Below are 17,269 nucleotides of genomic sequence, written 5' to 3' on the forward strand. Positions count from 1 at the left end.
TGGACAGGCCCGGTGCGGTCCGCGCCGGCCTTTTCTTTGCTTCTCAGGGGGTCGTCGGTCATGCCACGCGAGCAGGGGCGCAAGGTCGTGGCCTCGAACCGCAAGGCTCGCCACGACTACGCCATCCTCGACACGTACGAGGCCGGGATGGCCCTCACTGGCACCGAGGTCAAGTCGCTGCGCGCCGGGCGGGCCTCGCTCGTGGACGCGTTCGGCCACGAGAGCAACGGCGAGATCTTCCTGCACGGGATGCACATCCCCGAGTACACCCAGGGCACCTGGACGAACCACGAGCCGCGCCGGGTGCGCAAGCTGCTGCTCAACCGCGACGAGATCAACAAGATGATCGGGAAGCTGCGGGAGAGCGGCCTGACCCTCGTGCCGCTGTCGGTCTACTTCCACAACGGGTACGCGAAGGTCGAGCTCGGCCTGGCCAAGGGCAAGAAGAGCTACGACAAGCGGCAGGACATGGCCGCCCGGGACGCCCAGCGTGAGATCACCCGGGCCATGGGCCGCCGCAGCAAGGGCATGGACTGACCCGGCGTGAACGGCGCCACACGCGTGGCGCGGTGATACCGGAATGACCCGCGAGCCGGGAGACGTTAGGCTAGTACGTCCGCACACCTGTGCGGCGCGACTAGGGGGTGACTGGTTTCGACTTCGTACGTGGAGACAGGGGAAGCGAGCCGAGGAAGCCGACGTCGTCTCGAGAATCGGTCGTCGGAAAACAATAAGCGCCAACGAAAAGGTTGCCGCTGACCAGTACGCTCTCGCCGCCTGAGGCAAGTAGCGTGGTCTGTCGGTCTGGGAGCGCCTCCGTCCCAGTCACCGGCATCAGCTAGGAGGCTGGCCAATCGGACCCGGTCGCGGGGTCCGTGCGGCGAGATCAATCTGCGACTGGGCCCGTCACACCAACTTGCTCACGTGATTGGTGGGGCCGAGTAGAGGCATAGTGAGCTGCGCTCGGAGAAGCCCTGACAAAGCAACGAAGGACCCGGGTTCGATTCCCGGCACCTCCACTGCAAGATCATGAATGTGGCGCCGACCAGAAGGTCGGCGCCACATCTGTCTGAAGTTCAGGACACCTGACACCTCGTGACCGCTATCAGTACGTCGAGCGGGTGCCGCCTACGGCAGGTCGAAGGGCAGCTTGATGCCGTCCAGGGTGCCCGCGCACGCGCAGGTCCGCTCCGTGGGCAGCGTCGCGACCGCCTCCAGCAGCACGTCACGCAGGCGGGCCGTGTTCGCCGAGAAGACCGAGAAGACCTCCTCCATGGTCACGCCGTGGTCGCCCTCCACCCCGGCGTCCAGGTCGGTGACGAGCGCGATCGACGAGTAGCACAGCGCCAGCTCCCGGGCGAGCACCGCCTCCGGGTGGGCCGTCATGTTGACGATCGTGCCGCCGATCGCCGAGAACCAGCGCGACTCGGCCCGGGTGGAGAACCGCGGCCCCTGTACGACCACCACCGTGCCGCCGTCCACCGCCTCGATGCCCTGCCGCGCACCGGCCGCCAGCACGGCCCGCCGCCCCTGCGGGCAGTACGGGTCCGCGAACGACACGTGCACCGCCCCGGTGTCGTAGTACGTCTGCTCCCGGCCGCTGGTCCGGTCGATCAACTGATCCGGCACGACGAACGTGCCCGGCCCCAGCTCAGGCCGCAGCCCACCCACCGCGCACGGCGCGATGATCTGGCGTACGCCCATTGACCTCAGGGCCCACAGATTGGCCCGATAGGGGATCTTGTGCGGCGGGAACCGGTGGTCGCGGCCGTGCCGGGGCAGGAACGCGACCCGGCGCCCGCCGACCTCCGCCACGGTGATCTTGTCCGAGGGCGACCCGTACGGCGTGGACACCTCGTGCTCGGTCGCGTCGTCCAGAAGGGCGTACAGCCCGGACCCGCCGATCACCCCGACGTCTGCCACCAAAGATGCCTCGGTCATGTCCAGACCTTATCGGTGGCCTGAGACGCAGGCTAATGTGCGATGCATGGCGTTGACTGCTTCCACGGTCACGGCCCGGGCGATCCCGCGCCCGGCGTACCGCCGCGGGCAACGGGGGTGCCGTGCATAGCGAGGAACAGCGGATCGGAGGCCGGTCGATGGAGTCGATGACCGGTCAGTTGCTGGTCGCGACGCCCACGCTCAAAGATCCCAATTTCGACCGTACGGTGGTCCTGCTTGTCGCGCACGAAGCCGGTGGCGCCCTCGGCGTGGTCCTCAACCGCGCGACCGAGGTGCCCGTGGCCGACGTGCTCGGCGGCTGGGGCGAACTGGCGGGTGAACCGCCGGTGCTGTTCGAGGGCGGCCCGGTGCAGCCCGAGTCCGCCATCTGCCTCGCCCGCACCCGCCCGGAGGTGACGAAGCGGGTGTCCGGTTTCCATCAGGTGTCCGGGGCGCTGGGCACGGTCGACCTCTCGATCGATCCGGAGCGGCTGCGCGAGAGTCTGGCCGGGATCCGGGTCTTCGCCGGATACTCGGGCTGGTCGGCGGGTCAGTTGGAGAGTGAGATCTCCTCCGGGTCGTGGTTCGTGTTCGACGCGCTGCCGGGCGATCCGTTCGTGAGCCGGCCGGACGACCTGTGGGCGATGGTGCTGCGGAGGCAGGGCGACATCCTGGCCGCGGTCGCCCATTTCCCGCCGGACGTCTCCCTGAACTGACGCGCCCGAACCGGGGCCCTGCGCGGGGGTGGTCCGCCGGGGTGTGTACTATTCCGTGAGTGCCCGGGTGACCGGGTTCCGCAAGGGGCTGTGGCGCAGCTGGTAGCGCACCACACTGGCAGTGTGGGGGTCAGGGGTTCGAGTCCCCTCAGCTCCACCCCTTGATATGACAGGCAAACGCCCTGGTCGGGACCATGATCCCGGAGCCAGGGCGTTCGTCGTTCCGGCGGTTAACCGGCCTCGCGTGCCACTAACGTGCCACTAGGGTCCGTGATCTTGCTTCGTGCCTCCTCGATCAAGTCGTCCAGTGCCGCCGCGATCGCGTGATCCCGGTCTCGTGTGGCGTGCTGGTAGATCATCGCGGCGCGCGTGCTGGAGTGACCGATCCGGGCCATCAACTCCTTGAGCGTCGCGCCGCTGTGCGCCGACCAGGTGCTCCCTGTATGCCGTAGATCGTGAAGGTGAAGGTCGGTCTCGTCCGGGACGCCTGCCCGCTTGACCGCTGCCCGCCACACGCGGTTGAAGTTGCGCCGCCGGGGGATGCCGCCCATCGGTCCGATGAAGAGGCGGCCATCGCGGCCGGGCTGGGCGTAGTGCTCCAGGTGTGTCTCGATGTCGCCGCGCAGACCGGAGGCTGATGGGCCGCTTGTCCGCCTCTGATTTCGGGTCGCCGTCGGCCTGGGTGCCGTCCTGCATCTCGGCGGTGGCGAGCCGTATCCGCAGTTCCATCTTGGTGAGGTTGATGTTGTCGCGGCGCAGCGCGACCAGCTCCCCGAACCGTAGCTGCGCGTAGCGGCGAAGAGGATCATCAGCCAATATCGCGGCTGGATGCTCTCAGCGATAGCGAAGACCTGGTAAATGCGCCCGAAACGGGCCGCCAACGCCGCCGACCAGGGCGTCATGCCCGCCCGGCCGGGGATGGCCGGGCGGGCATGCCAACGCCCGTCGGCTGGCGTGCATTGCGGAATACGTCGGGCCGCCAGGTAACAGCAGCACACGGTCCACAACGCGGCCTGCGGTACGTCGTGGGTCGCGGTGGCGGCGACTCGGTAGGTTGCGGCTGTGGATGACCTCCAACCTGCTTGCCCAGTCTGCCAACGTCCCGAACTTCGCCGCCTGGACGAGGGCCGCAGGCATTGTCTCTGGTGCCATGCGTGGATCCTCGAGCAGGACGGCGCTTTCGCCTCGTTGCGTTACCGCCCCGTGTATGAGCGTTGGGCCGCATGCCTATTGCGCGATGAGAGCGACCTCCGTGAACATGCATTCAGCGCCGAAGCGACGCTGTGCGGCATACCGGAGGACAAGGTTGCGGTGCATCGACACCTCTGGTGTCCCGGTCAGAGTAGCTGCCGGAAGTGCGCCGAGCGGGCAGCGGTGATTGACGGACGGTGGCCGGTCGAAGCACGTTGACGGAGATCAAGCGAGACGCTCTTCGTGTGGTGGCGATGATCCAGGCCGGCTCCCTGCGAGGGTTGGTGGGAGCCAGCCCGGGAGCGTACGGGGTCGCGCAGCAGCGGACTTCTGTGGACGTACGCGGACAGGTATGCGCAGTTCAAGCACCATAAGGGCCAAGGTCATCCGCGTTGTTGATCTCTTTGACGGAAGAGGTCCTCCACCCCGCTTAGGTCGACGACTCCTGTGCGATGCGGTCGTTCTCGGCGTCGAAAGCGGCTTGCCCTTCCTCGGCCATACGGTCGCGTTCTTCCTGGCTTAGCTCCTCCCAGCGTTCAGCGAATTGGCGGACGCCGGGGTCGATGCCGGCGGCGAAGGCTGGGGTGTTGTAGACGTCGCGCAGGCTGGCGCGGCCGGCGAGGACGTCGTCGACGAGGCTGCGGAAGTCTTGGTTGTCGCTCTGCTCGCGCAGGATCTCAAGCGAGCGCAGCAGATAGCGAGAGAGCGCTCTGTTGCCGTGGGCAACGTCGAGGACGGGTTCCTGGTCGGGCGGCTGCGTCACGGTGTCAGACTCCGGGATGGTCGTAGGCGGTACCGGGCAGGGCGTGGTTTTCCATGCCGTGCAGGGCTCCGAGGTAGCCGGCGCAGATTCCGGTGAATCCTTGCACGGCGGCCCAGGCGGCGTCGTGGGCGTCGAGGACTAAGTACCAGAGCCGGATGGCTTGGGCGATCTCGACGGCGGTAGCGGAACCGCCGATGACGGCGCCCACGCCCGTCCAACTGGTCGCGGCGGTGGCGGCAGCGCTGATGCCGATCACGATGAGCAGATCACCCAGGTCCTGGCAGAGACTCTTAAGAGATTCGGCCATCTCTTGCATACCGGCGGCCAGCGTGCGGAACTGCCCGGCGACGGCTTCGAGGGCTTCGACCTGTTGCTCCAGCGTAGTGGCCAGTTGGAGGAAGTAGGTGCGGGCCTGCTCGGCGGCCTGGCCGTCCCACTGGCCGGGGACGAGCGCGACGGTGGCTTCGTCGAGGATGGCGGAGTAGCGCCGGTTGAACTCGGCAAGCTTGTTGAGGGCGTCGCTGGCTTCGGCGGCGGCGTTCCAGTCGCCGGCGAACTGCTCGGCGATCCACCCCCAGGGGTTGAGCCCGAACAGCTTCTCCATCGCCCAGCCGACCCAGTACGACGGGCTGATGTACTGCTTGCCGCCGAGGATGTTGTTGACCAAGTCGGGAACGGGCGCGACGGCAACCGGCGGGGTCAGGGCGCCAGCGGGTGCAGCGGTCACGGTGCAAGCCTTCCTGTCGGATGGACGCGACGGTCAGTAGGTCGCGTCGAGGCGGGCAGCGGAGGCCTGGTCGGTGTCGCGGTAACTGTTGGCCGTCTTGTCGATCTCGATGGCGGAGGCATCGATCAGCTTTGCCAGTTGTTTGTACTGGGCGGTGAGGGTTTCCCGGACGGTGGTGGCGGTCTCGACCACGGTGAAGAACATGCGGCCGTCGTTGTAGCCGATGCTTAGCGCATCCCTGGCGTAGCCGTCGGCGCGGCTCGCGTCGTCGGTCAACCCGGCCAGAGTTTCCCCGAAGCGTCGGATGGCTTCGTCGTCGGCGCTGAAGGACATCGATTCCCCCGTGTCTGAAGACAGTAGCTACGCTGCGAGGCAGCGGCTTGCCATCGTAGCGGCGAGCTTGAGCACAGGAGGTCCCGTGTCGCCAGCACCCGCCGAGCTTGACCTTCCGGCTGACTGGCTGGCCACGCACCCCCGGCTGCCCGAGGTCTGCGTCCAGCACGGCCTGGCCCAGGCGCAGCGCGTCGACTTCGTCGTGAAATCGCGCCCAAAGGTGTCGCGTGCCCGCCGGCTCCTCGTGCCCGGATACACGGCCCTGGACCGAGCCGGCGAGTATCTGGGTCATGTGAAGTTCGTCAAGGTGCAGGACTGGCCGCTGTGCGCCCGCTGCCTGCGGCGGCGTCACATCGGCTTGGCCGTGGCGGCGTTCCTGTTTTTCGGCGGCCTTGTGGCGATGATCGCTGCGGGCGCCGCTCAAGCCTCCGTCGAGGGCGGCTCGAAGGTACTAGCGATCCCGTTCTTCCTCGGATTCGTCGCGATCGTTGCCTCGCCGTGGCCGTTCAGCTACGCCGGGCTGCCCAAACTGACCCACACCCAGGCCGCACCCGACGGTACCGCCGTACGGGTCACCCACCCGCACCCGGAGTTCGCCCGGCATTTCGCCGGTTGAGGGCACGCTACGGCGTGTCGGCCGGCTTAAGAACTCCTAACTCAAACGGGTGTATCGGTATGACCTGATCTTCGGTGGTCGTGGTCGGTGACATGAGGAAGCGCGACCCGCAACCGTGGCTGCTGGCTGGGGGGCCTATGCGTCGTGTGCGGCGCGTTTGAGCAGGTGGTGGAGCAGCCTAGTGGCCACCTCGGGGTCTCGGCTGAACCGGTAGGTGTAGGTGTCCTCGGTGTTCGGGTCGGCCGTGGCGACCAGGGCCGCGGCGGCGGACGGGGTGAGTATCGCGATGACGGTGTGCTTGAACAGCGGGTCGCCGTTCGGCAGGGACGCCATGTGCGCGCGCCGGATCGGGCGCAGCTCCGCGTGGGGGGCGAGCAGGAGGGTCATCGCGCTGTTGCGGGCGAGCTGGTTCGCGGCGGTGAGCGGCACCCCGGAAGGGAACCGGCCGTCCGGACAGACGATGGCTGTCGCGGCCGGAATTTCGCTGTTCGTGGCGGTGCGCTCCAAACGCGCGGCGAGTTCCCGCACCAGCGATCCCGGTGCGGTGATCTCCTCCCCGGGCAGAACGAGCGCTTCGGGGTCGTCGTCTTGGAGCGCGACCGGCGCCGGCAGGGTGATGCTGTCGACGCCTTCGCCGGACAACTGGGGTACGGTCGCGGCCGCGCCGAACAGGTAGCCCTGCCCGAGCCGGGCACCCAGACCAGCGGCGAACGGCAGTTGATGGTCGTGTTCGACGCCTTGGGCGACGACCAGCGCGCCGGTGGCCTGCCGGTAGCTGTAGACGGCGTCCAGCACCATCGCGGCGTGGGCATTGGGGGCATGGGCGAGCAGACCCATGTCGAGCTTGATCACGTCAGGTGCTAACAGCGGCAGCAATGCCAGCGCGTCGGTGCTCGCGCCGAAGTTGTCGATGGCCACCCGTACGCCGAGGGCGCGGACCCGGTTGGCTGCGGCCAGCGCCATGAGCGGGTCGCCGGTGAGCACCGCCTCGTCGATCTCAGTGACGATCCGGTACCGGCGGAGGGCTCTGCGCAGCACGTCGGCAAGGTCGTCGGGTGCGTCGGCGAGCAGCCCTTGGGGCAGGGCGTTGACGAACAGCATCGTCTCCTCGGGCAGGTCCGCCTTGAGGACGACGTCCGCGGCGACCGCGCGGGCGACCATGTCGAGTTCGGTGAGCAGTTCCTTGGTCGCCGCAGCGGTCAACATCGCGGCGGGCGAGGCGAACTGGGTATCCGCCGGGCCCCGGGCGAGGGCCTCGAAGCCGACCACGTGCCGCGTACCCAGGCTGACCAGGGGCTGGAACTCGGCGGTCAACAGCCGCTGCTCCACGATCTTCTCGATCGTCGCGCCGTCGGTTGGCCGCGGTGTCCCCATCCGCCCAGCCATGGCGGCGACCGGGGAGGGCAGCGACGTCTCGCGCCGGAACAGCACTGTCATGACGGTCTTCCGCCCCTCCTGCAGATCAGGGTCACGCCTGGGCCACCCGGCCGCTGGCAACTCTCTCTATCGGCACGGCCCGCCTGACCTCGCGGCGCGGGCATGTGACGTCTCGCACAGGAGTCGACCCCGAGTCGACCCTTCGCCGGGAGAGCCACGGCGGGGGCGCCCCGACCGGGCCACCGGCAAGTTATGGCTCGCCCAGGACGTGGAAGCGTGGATGAGTACCCACCGGCGTCCGCTGTAGGAGGATGAGTGACCCCGGGCAACGCCGACAACCTGCCAGATGGGCGGGTGCAGAAGGGGAGTCGCGGGGAATCACGGGAAGTTGACCTACGTTCGCTCTGGTCAGCGCGTCGCAGCTCAGCGATCTTGGCCGAGTGCCCCCTGGCAGTGTGGGGGTTCAGGAGTTCGAGTCCCCTCAGCTCTACCCTTGATGAGATCGACAGACGCCCCGGCTTCGGGACCGTGATCCCGAAGCCAGGGCGTTCGTCATTCCTACGGCTAACTGGCCTCGCGTGCCACTAACGTGCCACTAGGGTCCGTGATCTTGCTTCGTGCCTCCTCGATCAAGTCGTCGAGCGCCGCGGAGATCGCATGATCCCGGTCGGTGGCGGATGTGTATCGCGGAACCGGCCGTTGTCACTGTCGCTTGTAGTGCTTCAAGTCCCCGGCCTCTGCAGGTCTGGCGAACCTGCCTCTGCCATCGCAACCCTTGCACCGACACCGCGAGGAAGCGCTATGGCGGGGAGACAAAAGTGCCGCGCTTCTCCACGGTGTATACCAAGCCGCGTTCGCGCAGAAGTGCGACCGCTCGGCGCGCGGTCGTGCGAGCCACGCCCCATTCGGCGTGCATGTCGCCTTCGGTGGGGATGCGGTCGTGAGGTTGGAGCGTGCCTGCCTTGATGTCCGCCTCGATGTAGTCCGCGATCTGGACGTAGACCGCCACCGGCCCGTCGTGGCGGAGGGAGCGCGCGGACTTGCTCATGAAGGCGACGTTAGAGCGGCGATCACGTCTACCTATCGGCAGCTACAAGGCGATACGTAGCGACGCTAAGGTAGACAAGCAGGAACAAGATGACTACATTCTAGGTCGCGGGACGGTCGCTTGGCCGCTGGTCCATCCGGCCCGTCGGGCAACCGCTGGTTGAGAGGGGAGGAACATGAAGAGCAACAAAGAGCCCGGTGTGAACGAAGTCGAAGCGCGCCCCAGGTTCTACGGCAGTCACGAAGTCGGTATGCGGATCTGGGCAGTTGAGGGCTTCCCGGAGCCCGCAGCGGAGTTGCATCAAGGCCCTATCTGGGACGGCGATGAGGTCGACGCCTGGGCGGAAGCTGTCCGCAGTACCGGTCGGGGATGAGCGGCAACGGCTCTGGGGTCCCCACACGCGGCAAGAATCTGACAGTCGGATCAGCCGGGTTGACGGAAGCGGCCTCGATCACCGATGGAGTCCTCCATGCCGTCGACCGGCCCGCCCGGCAGCGTCGGCGGGACGCGGGCGTAGGCGACGCCGCGAACGGTATTACCGGGAGCGATCGTCGAATCAGCGCAGCGGCCCGTCAGGCCGTGTACGGCTACGAGACCTGTGTCTCGGCAACGACACGACGGAAGTCGGCAACGGCGGCCCGCAGATCTCCGGCAGCCGTGCCCATCGCGCCCGTTGCCAGCAGGCTTTCCTCGAAGCCGCACAGGTCCCGTTCGCAGACGGAGGCGAACTCCGCGAGGGGCAGCGACGCGATTTCGACGCGTCCGTGGTGTACCGCGACCTGTCCTCGTGCCTGCGTGAGCACCAGCTGGAACGAGCTGTCAGCGCCGATGAACTCGTAGCGATCCTCAACGCCCCGGGCCAGTCGACGGTGATTGGCGATCAGCAACTGCGCACTGTAGAGAAGGTCGACCACGCTCAGAGACACCACCATGGCCCCCGATGGCCCGCGCTCAGTCGAGTCGGCGGTGCCTGCGCTGCCCCGCACGACCAGGTGGCCGAGGCTGAACTCAGCCGACGGGCCTTCTAGCACCTCAATCAGCGCGAACTTGAACGACAGGTTCACCGCGCCATGTCTACCTCACCGGGACAAGGCCACCGCCGTGGCTGGCGTGAACGGGGCGGCCGCCGAGGGCTGACGCGGCCGCGACCTGTGTGTTTTCATGATCCATCCGCTGACCTGGGCAAAGGGAAGGGCAGTCGAATGTCGTCGACGAGAATCGAAGAGGCGTTGGTCGGCCTGTCGTTCCACGTGGCACTGGCGGTGATCGGAGTGTTGCTGGGCGTTCTCGTGAGCCGCAGGCAGGCCAGGCCACGGCGCGTACTCGCCGTCGTACTCCCGGTGGTGGGCATGGTGGCGCTGCTGATCGGCGTGGCCACCGACCGGCTGGCCGAATCCGCAGTGGGGTTTCTTGCCGGCGGCGCCGTGCTGGTCCTCACCATGATCATGACGGCGGGCATGTCGAGGATCCCGGCGATCGTGACCAGCGCCGTGGGCGGACTGGTCGCGCTGCACGCTGCCACGGTGAGCTTTGTTCTGGTCGGGTTCAGCCCACACGCCGCACCGCGCGAGCACGCACCGCGCTGGTGGACGGCAGCCGCAACCGGCCTGTTCCACGACAACGAACTGGGCGCCGCCATCAGCGACTCCGAGCTGCCGCTGTGGGTGCAGCTCAGCCGCGCCACCGGCCCCCTGCTGGTGCTGCTCACGGTGACCATCGGCTTCGCACTCGCGTATCTGGTGCGGTGTCGGGCCCGTGCCGGGGCGACGCCGCTCGCCTGATCCGACGCGCAGCCGTCATACGTCGCGCGAGAAGCACTCGCTTCGTCGACGAACGAGCTCGCCTGCGTTGAACGGGCGCTGGAGCCACCGGCCGAACTATTCGCGGCAGGCGGCGATGACGTCCTTGTACGAGGCCACATCAGGCGGTCGATCGGTGCTGTCGCATCCGAGAACCCCTGAGATGGGGCCGATCCAGGAGGAGGCGGTGCCCCGTACCGTCGCCTTGCCGCAGGTATAGGAGAACGCCGCTTCCACGGCCTGGACCCCTTCGTACTGGACGTAGCGGCCTGGGCGGTTCACCACGGCCGAATCGCCGGGGGAGTGGTTGACCGGGGCCACCTCGCCAAGTGCCGGCATCGCGGCGGGGTCGTCCCACCGTTGGACGAACGCGCGGTAGACCTTGTCCTGCGGCACGGGCTTCTGTGCGACGACCTGCGCTCGGTACTGGCGCACGTCCCGCAGCGATCCTGGGTCCAGCTTGCCCCCCTTTGGCGAGGTGATCGTGACCGCCGGGGCCAGCGCGAGGATGACCGTGCGCCGCCGCGTCGGACCGACGCTGACCCGGCCACCGGCACAGCTGCTCGCCGCGCTGGATGCGGCCGGGGTGGCGGGCGGCGCCGGAGCGGGGGGAGCGGCCGGGCCGGCCGTGTCGCGGGCCCGAGGCGCGTCGCAGGCGGTAACCAGAAGCACTGCCGCGACCAGCGCTGCCCCGCTTACCTTCGCCATCCAACAATCGTGACCGACCGGAACGGCTCCTGGGACGGCTTTGTTCAGCGGTCGGCACCGTGCGGGTCGCCTCCTCGGGCGCGGGGCTCGCACGCCCGTCGCAGCGCGGCGCGCATCCGGGGACCGAGGGGACGCTCGACGTACCGGTGGACCAGCCAGGCGGGGACCAGCATGAGGGCGACCGTCACGCTGATCAGGACGCCGACGGGCAGGCTGGTCAGCTCGTACCCGTAGCGGATGACGGTGTATCCGATCCGCTGGTGGAGCAGATAGAACGGGTACGTCAGTGCTCCGGCCAGCGTCAACCAGCGCCAGGCGGGGCGGCCCCGACCGGTGAGGGCGATCAGCAGCAGGATCGCGTACCCGAGGGTCACGATAAGGATCGCGGGCCGCAGCGGAATGTCGAAGCCGTGCGGGCCGACCCGTTCCTTGAGGCGGTGCAGATTCACCCACCAGGACAGGCCGACGATCAGCCACAGCAATGGTGTCGGCCCGAAGCGGTGCATCAGGTAGATGGCGACACCGGCGATGAAGTACCCCGCGAACTCCCCAACGGTGATCGCCTTCAGCAGTGGTACGTCGAGCGACGTGGCGGCGCAGGCGGCCAGCATCCAGGACATCAGGAACACGACCGTCCGCTGGTACGTGACGCCCCACGCCACGACGACCGCGAACAGCAGGTAGAACCGCAGTTCCGCCCAGAGGGTCCAGTAGACGTTGTCCACAGCGGGCACCCCGAGCGGCTCCTGCACCATGGTGAGGTTGACGCCGATGTCGGTCCAGGACAGTGGTACGCGTTGCGGTATGTGGCCGCTGATGGGCAGCAGCGTGGTGACCGCGACGGTGATGATGACGCAGGTCCAGTACGCCGGGTAGAGGCGGCTCGCGCGGGACGCGAAGAAGGACCGCAGTGTCCGCCCCCAACTGCTCATGCAGATCGCGAACCCACTGATCATGAAGAACAGCTCCACGCCGAGGAAGCCGTAGATGGTGATGCGGCTGGCGTCGGGCAGGAAGTACGCAGGCGTGTGGACGCCGTCGAGCGCCCAGTACGCGGTGTAGTGATGGACCGCGACCGCGAGCGCGGCGAGCAGCCGCAGGCCGTCCAGGGCGGCGAGCCGGGGTGGCGCACCGGTCGACGGGCTCGCCGGTGCCGCTGCCCGGCCGGTGGCGGTGAGCCGGTAGTGGCGTCGGAGCCGGCCGCCGACGGCCTCCTCCCGGTCGATCTCCACGAGCCGTCGTTCGGCCAGGCGGTCCAGGACTCCGTGCAGCGTGCCGGGTCGGAGCTTGACCTCACCGTCCGAGACGGCCGCGACCTCGCGGATCACCGCGTAGCCGGGCAGCGGGCCGCGGGTCAGCGCGGTGAGGATCAATGAGGCGGGTGCCAGGGGAGCTGACATGGTCGGGGAAGATACGTCACCCGGTATATAACGTCAAACTGACTACTACGATTGACGTTATATAACCGCGGCTGTAGCGTTCCCGCTCATGCAGGAACCCACGTTCTTGATCTTGACGGCGCTGGCGGCCGAACCGGCCCACGGCTACGGCGTGATCCGTGCCGTCGAGACCCTGTCGAACGGTGACGTCGTCCTGCGTCCGGGCACGCTCTACGGCGCCCTGGACCGCCTCGCCGAGCAGGGCCTCGTCGAGGTCGACCGGGAGGAGGCCATCGACGGCCGGCTGCGCCGGTACTACCGGCTCACCGACAGCGGTGCCGCCGCGCTCGCCGCGCAGGTGGCCCGGCTGCGCCGCAACGCCGACGCGGCGGAGGCCCGGCTGCGGCGCCCAGCCGGTGGGCCTGCCCTCGGACCCGCTCAGCCCGGGATGGCCTGATGAACGCCGCCCAGGCCCGTGCCGAACGGCGTTTCCGCCGGCTGCTCTGGGCGTATCCAGGTCCCTATCGCCGCCGGCATGGCGTCGAGATCTTCACGACGCTGATGGACATGGCCGAGTCCGGGTACGAACCGACCCTCGCGCAGCGGCTGCACCTGGTGGCATGTGGCATCCGGCAACGGTTCCGGCTGCCGGTCCGGCGGCCGTTCGCCGTGCTGGCCGCGGTGCTGGCCGCGATCGCGCTGGGCGCGGTCGGCAGCGCGGGCGGTACGTGGCTGGGCTGGCGAACGGCCACCTCCGTGCCGTCCGGCGATCAGATCCGCACCCTGACCGTCGACATGCTCGGTGCGACCCCGGCGCAGGCGGACGTCTTCCCCTGGGAGACGGCGATGAACGGACCCGTCGTGGCCTCGAGGGCGCTGACTCCCGCGCCCTACCCGGGCGACCGGGTCCGAGCTGCCCTGACCAGCGCGGGCTGGCGGATCGTCCAGTTCACCGAAACACGGGAAGTGACCAGCGCCGAGGCAGAGCTGTTGGGCCCCGCTGTCGTGGTCCCGCAGAGGTCGATCATGTTCAGGGCGACGAAGGACGGGCTGAAGCTGACGGGCTTCAGCCAGAGCGCCCTCGACGGCGTGCTGTACGGCGTCGACGTGCGTACGGACGCCCGCTTCGACGTGTGGGCGGTCGACACCGCCGCCGTCGTGCCCTGCACGGTCGCCGGGCTGCTGACCGGCGCGCTGGCCGGATGGCTGCTGGTGGCCGCGCTCACGACCCGGGTCCGGCAAGCCGGCCGAGCCCACCGGACAACAGTGGCGATGCTCGGCGTGACGGCCACCGTCGCCGCGGCCGCGCCCGTATTCGCACTGTATTGCAAGCTCTACCAGGTCCTGGGGTACGACAGCGGTGCGCCCAACGCGTACATCGAGTCCAGTCCCAGTGCGGAGCTTCCGGCGTACCTGGTCCCGGCCGGAACCGCGATCGGGCTGGTCGCCCTCGCCGCGGTGGTCGTGATCGCGGCGCGGGGGGCCCGCACCGCGACCGACTAGCCGCCGCGTCGCACCTCAGCGCAGGCGCAGGTGCAGGCTCTCCAGAGCCTCAGGGGAGTCCGGCACCACGATCCGCGGCGGCCGCATGCTGAAGCCGGTCAGAGCGAACACCGCGCCGATCGCCGTCAGCAGCACGCCCAGGCCGATCAGCAGCCAGCTCAGATTCTCCGCCTGGTTGGCGCTCAGCAGCGAGCCGCGCAGCGCCTCGCCCATGAGGGCGGTCTGCTGGGCCTGAGTGAGCTGGCCACCCGCGGCGGGCTGCGCGGACAGTTCCTGGTACGTCCTACCGCCGGTGGCCTGCGCCACCTGCGCCGAGATGAACTCGGCGTACGCCTTGGCTTCGCCGCCCGTGGTGACCTTCTCCCCGGCGTACCTCTTCAGGGCGTCCGGAAGCTTGGCCTGGTCGGTCGGGAACGCGATCTTCTGGGCGGCCAGCTCGTGCCGCACCTCGCGCTGGGCCTGCACGCCCTGCAGCGCCAGCACCGGGCCCGCCCCGGCCATCACGACGCCGAGTACGGCCATCAGCACGCTCGCGATCCCCCGCGACTTCCGCATAAGTCCTGCCCCTTCCGTACCGTGCTTGGCCCTGCCGTGTGTGGCTGACATCCGGAAGTTCGGCCGATGCGCGAGGGTTCGTAGGTTTCGTGCGTCACACCGCCCGCCGCGGATCTCGTGTCCCAGATCTCGGAACGGCGGACACACGGTCGGACATATTCGCCGCCACGCTGACCGCCTCGGCGGCGGTCCGTGGGCGAGGCGGACGTACCGAACACCGGGGTGGTCCGATTCCAGCCGGCCCCCGACCCGGTGTGCACCGAGGTGTACGTGCGGCTGGAGTACGAGATCCCCGGCGGGGAGCTGGGCAAGGCGGTGGCCAAGTACTTCGGCGAGGAGCCGCACCAGCAGCTGGACGACGACCTGCGCCGGTTCAAGCAGGTACTGGAGACCGGCGAGGCGGTGCGCTCGGACGGCGCGCCGTACGGCAAGCGGGCGCGCGGGGAGTTCCCGCAGCGGCTCGCGCGGCCGATGTCCCCCGACGAACTGGCCGAGGGGGAGATCGCATGAGGGCGACCACCTGGGCCGGGTGCAACAAGGTCGAGGTCCGGGACGTGCCGGAGCCCAGCATCCTGAACCGCCGGGACGCCATCGTGAAGATCACCTCGACCGCCATCTGCGGCTCCGACCTGCACCTCGTGGACGGGTACGTGCCGACCCTGCGGGACGGCGACGTCCTGGGCCACGAATTCATGGGTGAGGTCGTCGAGGTCGGCCCCGGCCGGCTGCGCGTCGGCGACCGCGTCGTGGTGCCCTTCCCGATCGCCTGCGGCGCGTGCGCGGCATGCGCCAACGAGCTGTACTCGTGCTGCGAGAACAGCAACCCGAACGCGGGCATCGCGGAGAAGATGTTCGGCCACCCGGTCGCCGGGATCTTCGGCTACTCCCACCTGACCGGCGGATTCGCCGGCGGGCAGGCGCAGTACGCGCGGGTTCCGTTCGCGGACGTCGGTCCGATCAAGATCGAGTCGGACCTCGCCGACGAGCAGGTCCTGTTCCTGCCCGACATCCTGCCCACCGGGTACATGGGTGCCGAGATGTGTGACATCCAGCCCTCCGATGTGGTGGCGGTGTGGGGCTGCGGCCCGGTCGGGCAGTTCACCATGGACAGTGCCCGGGTGCTCGGCGCCGCCCACGTGACGGCCGCACGCGCTGCGCCAGGCCATCCTGTCGTGCCGCAGCGGCGGCATCGTCTCCGTCGTCGGTGTCTACGGCGGATTCCTCGACAAGTTCCCGGCCGGGGCGTGGATGAACCGGGGGCTCACGTTGCGCACCGGCCAGTGTCATGTGCACCGGTATCTGCGGCCGTTGCTGGAGCGCATCGAGCGCGGGGAGTTGGACCCGACCCGGATCATCACGCACACCCTTGCGTTCGACGAGGCGGCGCACGGGTACGAGATCTTCAAGAAGAAGCAGGACGACTGCGAAAAGGTCGTGCTCATGCCCTGGCCCGCACAATGATCATCCGGTACGTCGCTGCCGAATAGCCATTGTGGAGCGCGGGTTTCGCTGCGCCGCGTCGCCGAACGGTGACGCGGCGCACGCAATTTCCCGATACGGCGAAATGCGGGCTCATTCTCCCGGAAATTGAACCGTCGGCGCGTGCCGCTCCGTACTGGTGCGTGACAGACATCGACGGTTCAACGAACGAGGAGTGGTGATGAGACTGCGACAGCGACGAGGTTCCGGTAACAACCGCAGGCTGATCGGCGCCGCAGTCTTCGCAGGCGTGCTGGTGGTCGGCGGGGTGACCGGCGTGCAGTTCGCGTCGGCTGGCGAGAACACCACGAAGGCGGACGGGGTCATCTCCGTCAACGGGCAGCAGTTCGACGTCTCGAAGTGCGCCCAGCTGCAGGTCAACGGCAATGACGTCATCTGCGACGGGGAGAAGCTGGCCCCGGCGCAGCAGAACGCCAACGACCAGGCGGCGCTGTCGGCCGCGGCGCTGGAGACGGCGTGCGACACGTTCGCGGCCGACCAGGGTGCTGCGGACCAGGCGGCGGGCAGGGACGACGCGGCGGCCGGGCAGGACAACGCGGCTGGTCAGCAGGGTGCGGCCGCGGCCGACAATGCCAAGCAGGCGAAGCGTGCGGCGAAGGCTATGCGCGCCATGCAGGCCAAGCAGGCCCGCGCGGCAGCGGCCAAGGCGCGCGCTGCCGCCAAGGGCGCCGGACGCGGTGCGGCCAATGGGCAGGGCAACGGCGCGGCCGGTGCGGCCCAGGGCAACGGGGCGGCGCGTGGCAACGGTGCGGCTGAGGGTGATGCCGCCGACCGGAACAACGGTGCCGGGGCTGCGAACCAGGGTGCGGCCGGTCAGCAGGCCGCGGACGCCGAGGTCACCGCGGCTCAGCAGGCGCTGCTGAAGGCCTGCCTCGACCTTGCCGACGCCAAGGCGGCGGCGGGCCAGGACGCCGCGGACAACGGCAACGCGAACGACCAGGGCAACGCGAACGACCAGGCCGACGCGAACGACCAGGCCGACGCCAATGACAACGGCAACGCGGGTGCGCACAAGAATGGCAACGCGGCCGGGAACGATGCGGGTGCTGCCGACAAGGGTGCGGGCGAGAACGCCGGGGACAACGGCGCGGTCAGCAACCAGGACTGAACAAA

19 protein-coding genes, 1 tRNA gene, 1 other RNA gene and 1 pseudogene are annotated in these 17,269 nt (G+C 68.8%); 11 read left to right on the top strand and 11 right to left on the bottom strand.

Going from position 1 to position 17,269, the window contains the following annotated elements; all coding sequences use genetic code 11:
- Positions 1-60: 60 nt before the first annotated feature.
- Positions 61-537: an SsrA-binding protein SmpB gene (gene smpB, locus EV385_RS20105; protein WP_130510858.1), complete on the top strand. Its 477-nt coding sequence runs from the start codon at positions 61-63 to the stop codon at positions 535-537.
- A 103-nt stretch (positions 538-640) separates the two neighbouring features.
- Positions 641-1,022: a transfer-messenger RNA gene (ssrA, locus tag EV385_RS20110) on the top strand.
- Between the two features lie 106 nt (positions 1,023-1,128).
- Here the strand turns inward: ssrA and EV385_RS20115 are convergent.
- Complete coding sequence (locus tag EV385_RS20115; protein ID WP_130510859.1) at positions 1,129-1,941, bottom strand: S-methyl-5'-thioadenosine phosphorylase; 813 nt, start codon at positions 1,939-1,941, stop codon at positions 1,129-1,131.
- A 158-nt stretch (positions 1,942-2,099) separates the two neighbouring features.
- Between EV385_RS20115 and EV385_RS20120 the strand changes: the two genes are divergently transcribed.
- The gene (locus EV385_RS20120) at positions 2,100-2,657 is read left to right on the top strand and encodes a YqgE/AlgH family protein (RefSeq protein ID WP_130510860.1); all 558 of its coding nucleotides are present in this window, start codon (positions 2,100-2,102) and stop codon (positions 2,655-2,657) included.
- 84 nt (positions 2,658-2,741) lie between these two features.
- Positions 2,742-2,814: transfer RNA gene (locus tag EV385_RS20125), tRNA-Ala, on the top strand.
- A gap of 73 nt (positions 2,815-2,887) precedes the next feature.
- Here the strand turns inward: EV385_RS20125 and EV385_RS34375 are convergent.
- The 4 genes from EV385_RS34375 to EV385_RS20145 all read right to left on the bottom strand — a co-directional run bounded on the left by EV385_RS34375 (position 2,888) and on the right by EV385_RS20145 (position 5,671).
- The gene (locus EV385_RS34375) at positions 2,888-3,208 is read right to left on the bottom strand and encodes a site-specific integrase (protein ID WP_207229881.1); all 321 of its coding nucleotides are present in this window, start codon (positions 3,206-3,208) and stop codon (positions 2,888-2,890) included.
- Positions 3,209-4,278: 1,070 nt separating this feature from the next.
- Positions 4,279-4,611, bottom strand: coding sequence for a hypothetical protein (locus EV385_RS20135; RefSeq protein WP_130510861.1), 333 nt, complete (start codon positions 4,609-4,611; stop codon positions 4,279-4,281).
- 4 nt (positions 4,612-4,615) lie between these two features.
- Complete coding sequence (locus tag EV385_RS20140; RefSeq protein WP_130510862.1) at positions 4,616-5,338, bottom strand: hypothetical protein; 723 nt, start codon at positions 5,336-5,338, stop codon at positions 4,616-4,618.
- A 33-nt stretch (positions 5,339-5,371) separates the two neighbouring features.
- Positions 5,372-5,671: a hypothetical protein gene (locus EV385_RS20145; RefSeq protein WP_130510863.1), complete on the bottom strand. Its 300-nt coding sequence runs from the start codon at positions 5,669-5,671 to the stop codon at positions 5,372-5,374.
- A gap of 85 nt (positions 5,672-5,756) precedes the next feature.
- On the opposite strand from EV385_RS20145, the gene EV385_RS20150 reads away from it, so the two are divergent.
- Positions 5,757-6,287 (top strand): hypothetical protein, encoded by a 531-nt coding sequence (locus EV385_RS20150; RefSeq protein ID WP_130510864.1) that lies wholly within the window; start codon positions 5,757-5,759, stop codon positions 6,285-6,287.
- 135 nt (positions 6,288-6,422) lie between these two features.
- Here EV385_RS20150 and EV385_RS20155 read toward each other — a convergent pair whose 3' ends face one another.
- From EV385_RS20155 to EV385_RS20165, 3 genes are all read right to left on the bottom strand, one after another.
- Positions 6,423-7,724 carry an EAL domain-containing protein gene (locus EV385_RS20155; RefSeq protein ID WP_130510865.1) on the bottom strand — a complete coding sequence of 434 codons (1,302 nt, stop codon included), beginning with the start codon at positions 7,722-7,724 and terminating at the stop codon, positions 6,423-6,425.
- A gap of 739 nt (positions 7,725-8,463) precedes the next feature.
- Positions 8,464-8,712 (bottom strand): GntR family transcriptional regulator, encoded by a 249-nt coding sequence (locus EV385_RS20160; protein ID WP_130510866.1) that lies wholly within the window; start codon positions 8,710-8,712, stop codon positions 8,464-8,466.
- Between the two features lie 587 nt (positions 8,713-9,299).
- On the bottom strand, positions 9,300-9,776 hold the full coding sequence (locus EV385_RS20165) for a hypothetical protein (RefSeq protein WP_130510867.1): 477 nt from the start codon (positions 9,774-9,776) through the stop codon (positions 9,300-9,302).
- 285 nt (positions 9,777-10,061) lie between these two features.
- Between EV385_RS20165 and EV385_RS20170 the strand changes: the two genes are divergently transcribed.
- Positions 10,062-10,493 (top strand): hypothetical protein, encoded by a 432-nt coding sequence (locus tag EV385_RS20170; protein ID WP_130510868.1) that lies wholly within the window; start codon positions 10,062-10,064, stop codon positions 10,491-10,493.
- A 96-nt stretch (positions 10,494-10,589) separates the two neighbouring features.
- Here EV385_RS20170 and EV385_RS20175 read toward each other — a convergent pair whose 3' ends face one another.
- Positions 10,590-11,219 carry a hypothetical protein gene (locus EV385_RS20175; RefSeq protein WP_130510869.1) on the bottom strand — a complete coding sequence of 210 codons (630 nt, stop codon included), beginning with the start codon at positions 11,217-11,219 and terminating at the stop codon, positions 10,590-10,592.
- Between the two features lie 44 nt (positions 11,220-11,263).
- Entirely contained in the window at positions 11,264-12,619 is a 1,356-nt protein-coding gene (locus EV385_RS20180) for an acyltransferase family protein (RefSeq protein ID WP_130510870.1), read from the bottom strand.
- A gap of 88 nt (positions 12,620-12,707) precedes the next feature.
- Here EV385_RS20180 and EV385_RS20185 point away from each other — a divergent pair, with 88 nt between their 5' ends.
- Together EV385_RS20185 and EV385_RS20190 are read left to right on the top strand one after the other, a co-directional pair.
- Positions 12,708-13,055, top strand: a complete 348-nt coding sequence (locus tag EV385_RS20185) for a PadR family transcriptional regulator (protein ID WP_130510871.1) — start codon at positions 12,708-12,710, stop codon at positions 13,053-13,055.
- Entirely contained in the window at positions 13,055-14,101 is a 1,047-nt protein-coding gene (locus EV385_RS20190) for a hypothetical protein (protein WP_130510872.1), read from the top strand. The genes EV385_RS20185 and EV385_RS20190 overlap by 1 nt, the downstream gene beginning before the upstream one ends.
- A 15-nt stretch (positions 14,102-14,116) precedes the next feature.
- Here the strand turns inward: EV385_RS20190 and EV385_RS20195 are convergent, their stop codons facing one another.
- Positions 14,117-14,656 carry a hypothetical protein gene (locus tag EV385_RS20195; RefSeq protein WP_130510873.1) on the bottom strand — a complete coding sequence of 180 codons (540 nt, stop codon included), beginning with the start codon at positions 14,654-14,656 and terminating at the stop codon, positions 14,117-14,119.
- 192 nt (positions 14,657-14,848) lie between these two features.
- Here EV385_RS20195 and EV385_RS20200 point away from each other — a divergent pair, with 192 nt between their 5' ends.
- From EV385_RS20200 to EV385_RS20210, 3 genes and pseudogenes are all read left to right on the top strand, one after another.
- Positions 14,849-15,166: an SRPBCC family protein gene (locus EV385_RS20200; protein WP_242624970.1), complete on the top strand. Its 318-nt coding sequence runs from the start codon at positions 14,849-14,851 to the stop codon at positions 15,164-15,166.
- Positions 15,163-16,117 (top strand): annotated as a pseudogene (locus tag EV385_RS20205) (alcohol dehydrogenase catalytic domain-containing protein). The gene EV385_RS20200 and the pseudogene EV385_RS20205 overlap by 4 nt, the downstream one beginning before the upstream one ends.
- A 199-nt stretch (positions 16,118-16,316) precedes the next feature.
- Entirely contained in the window at positions 16,317-17,264 is a 948-nt protein-coding gene (locus EV385_RS20210) for a hypothetical protein (protein ID WP_130510874.1), read from the top strand.
- Positions 17,265-17,269: the final 5 nt, after the last annotated feature.

Origin of the sequence: Krasilnikovia cinnamomea (genome assembly GCF_004217545.1) — a bacterium.
Taxonomy (GTDB): domain Bacteria; phylum Actinomycetota; class Actinomycetes; order Mycobacteriales; family Micromonosporaceae; genus Actinoplanes; species Actinoplanes cinnamomeus.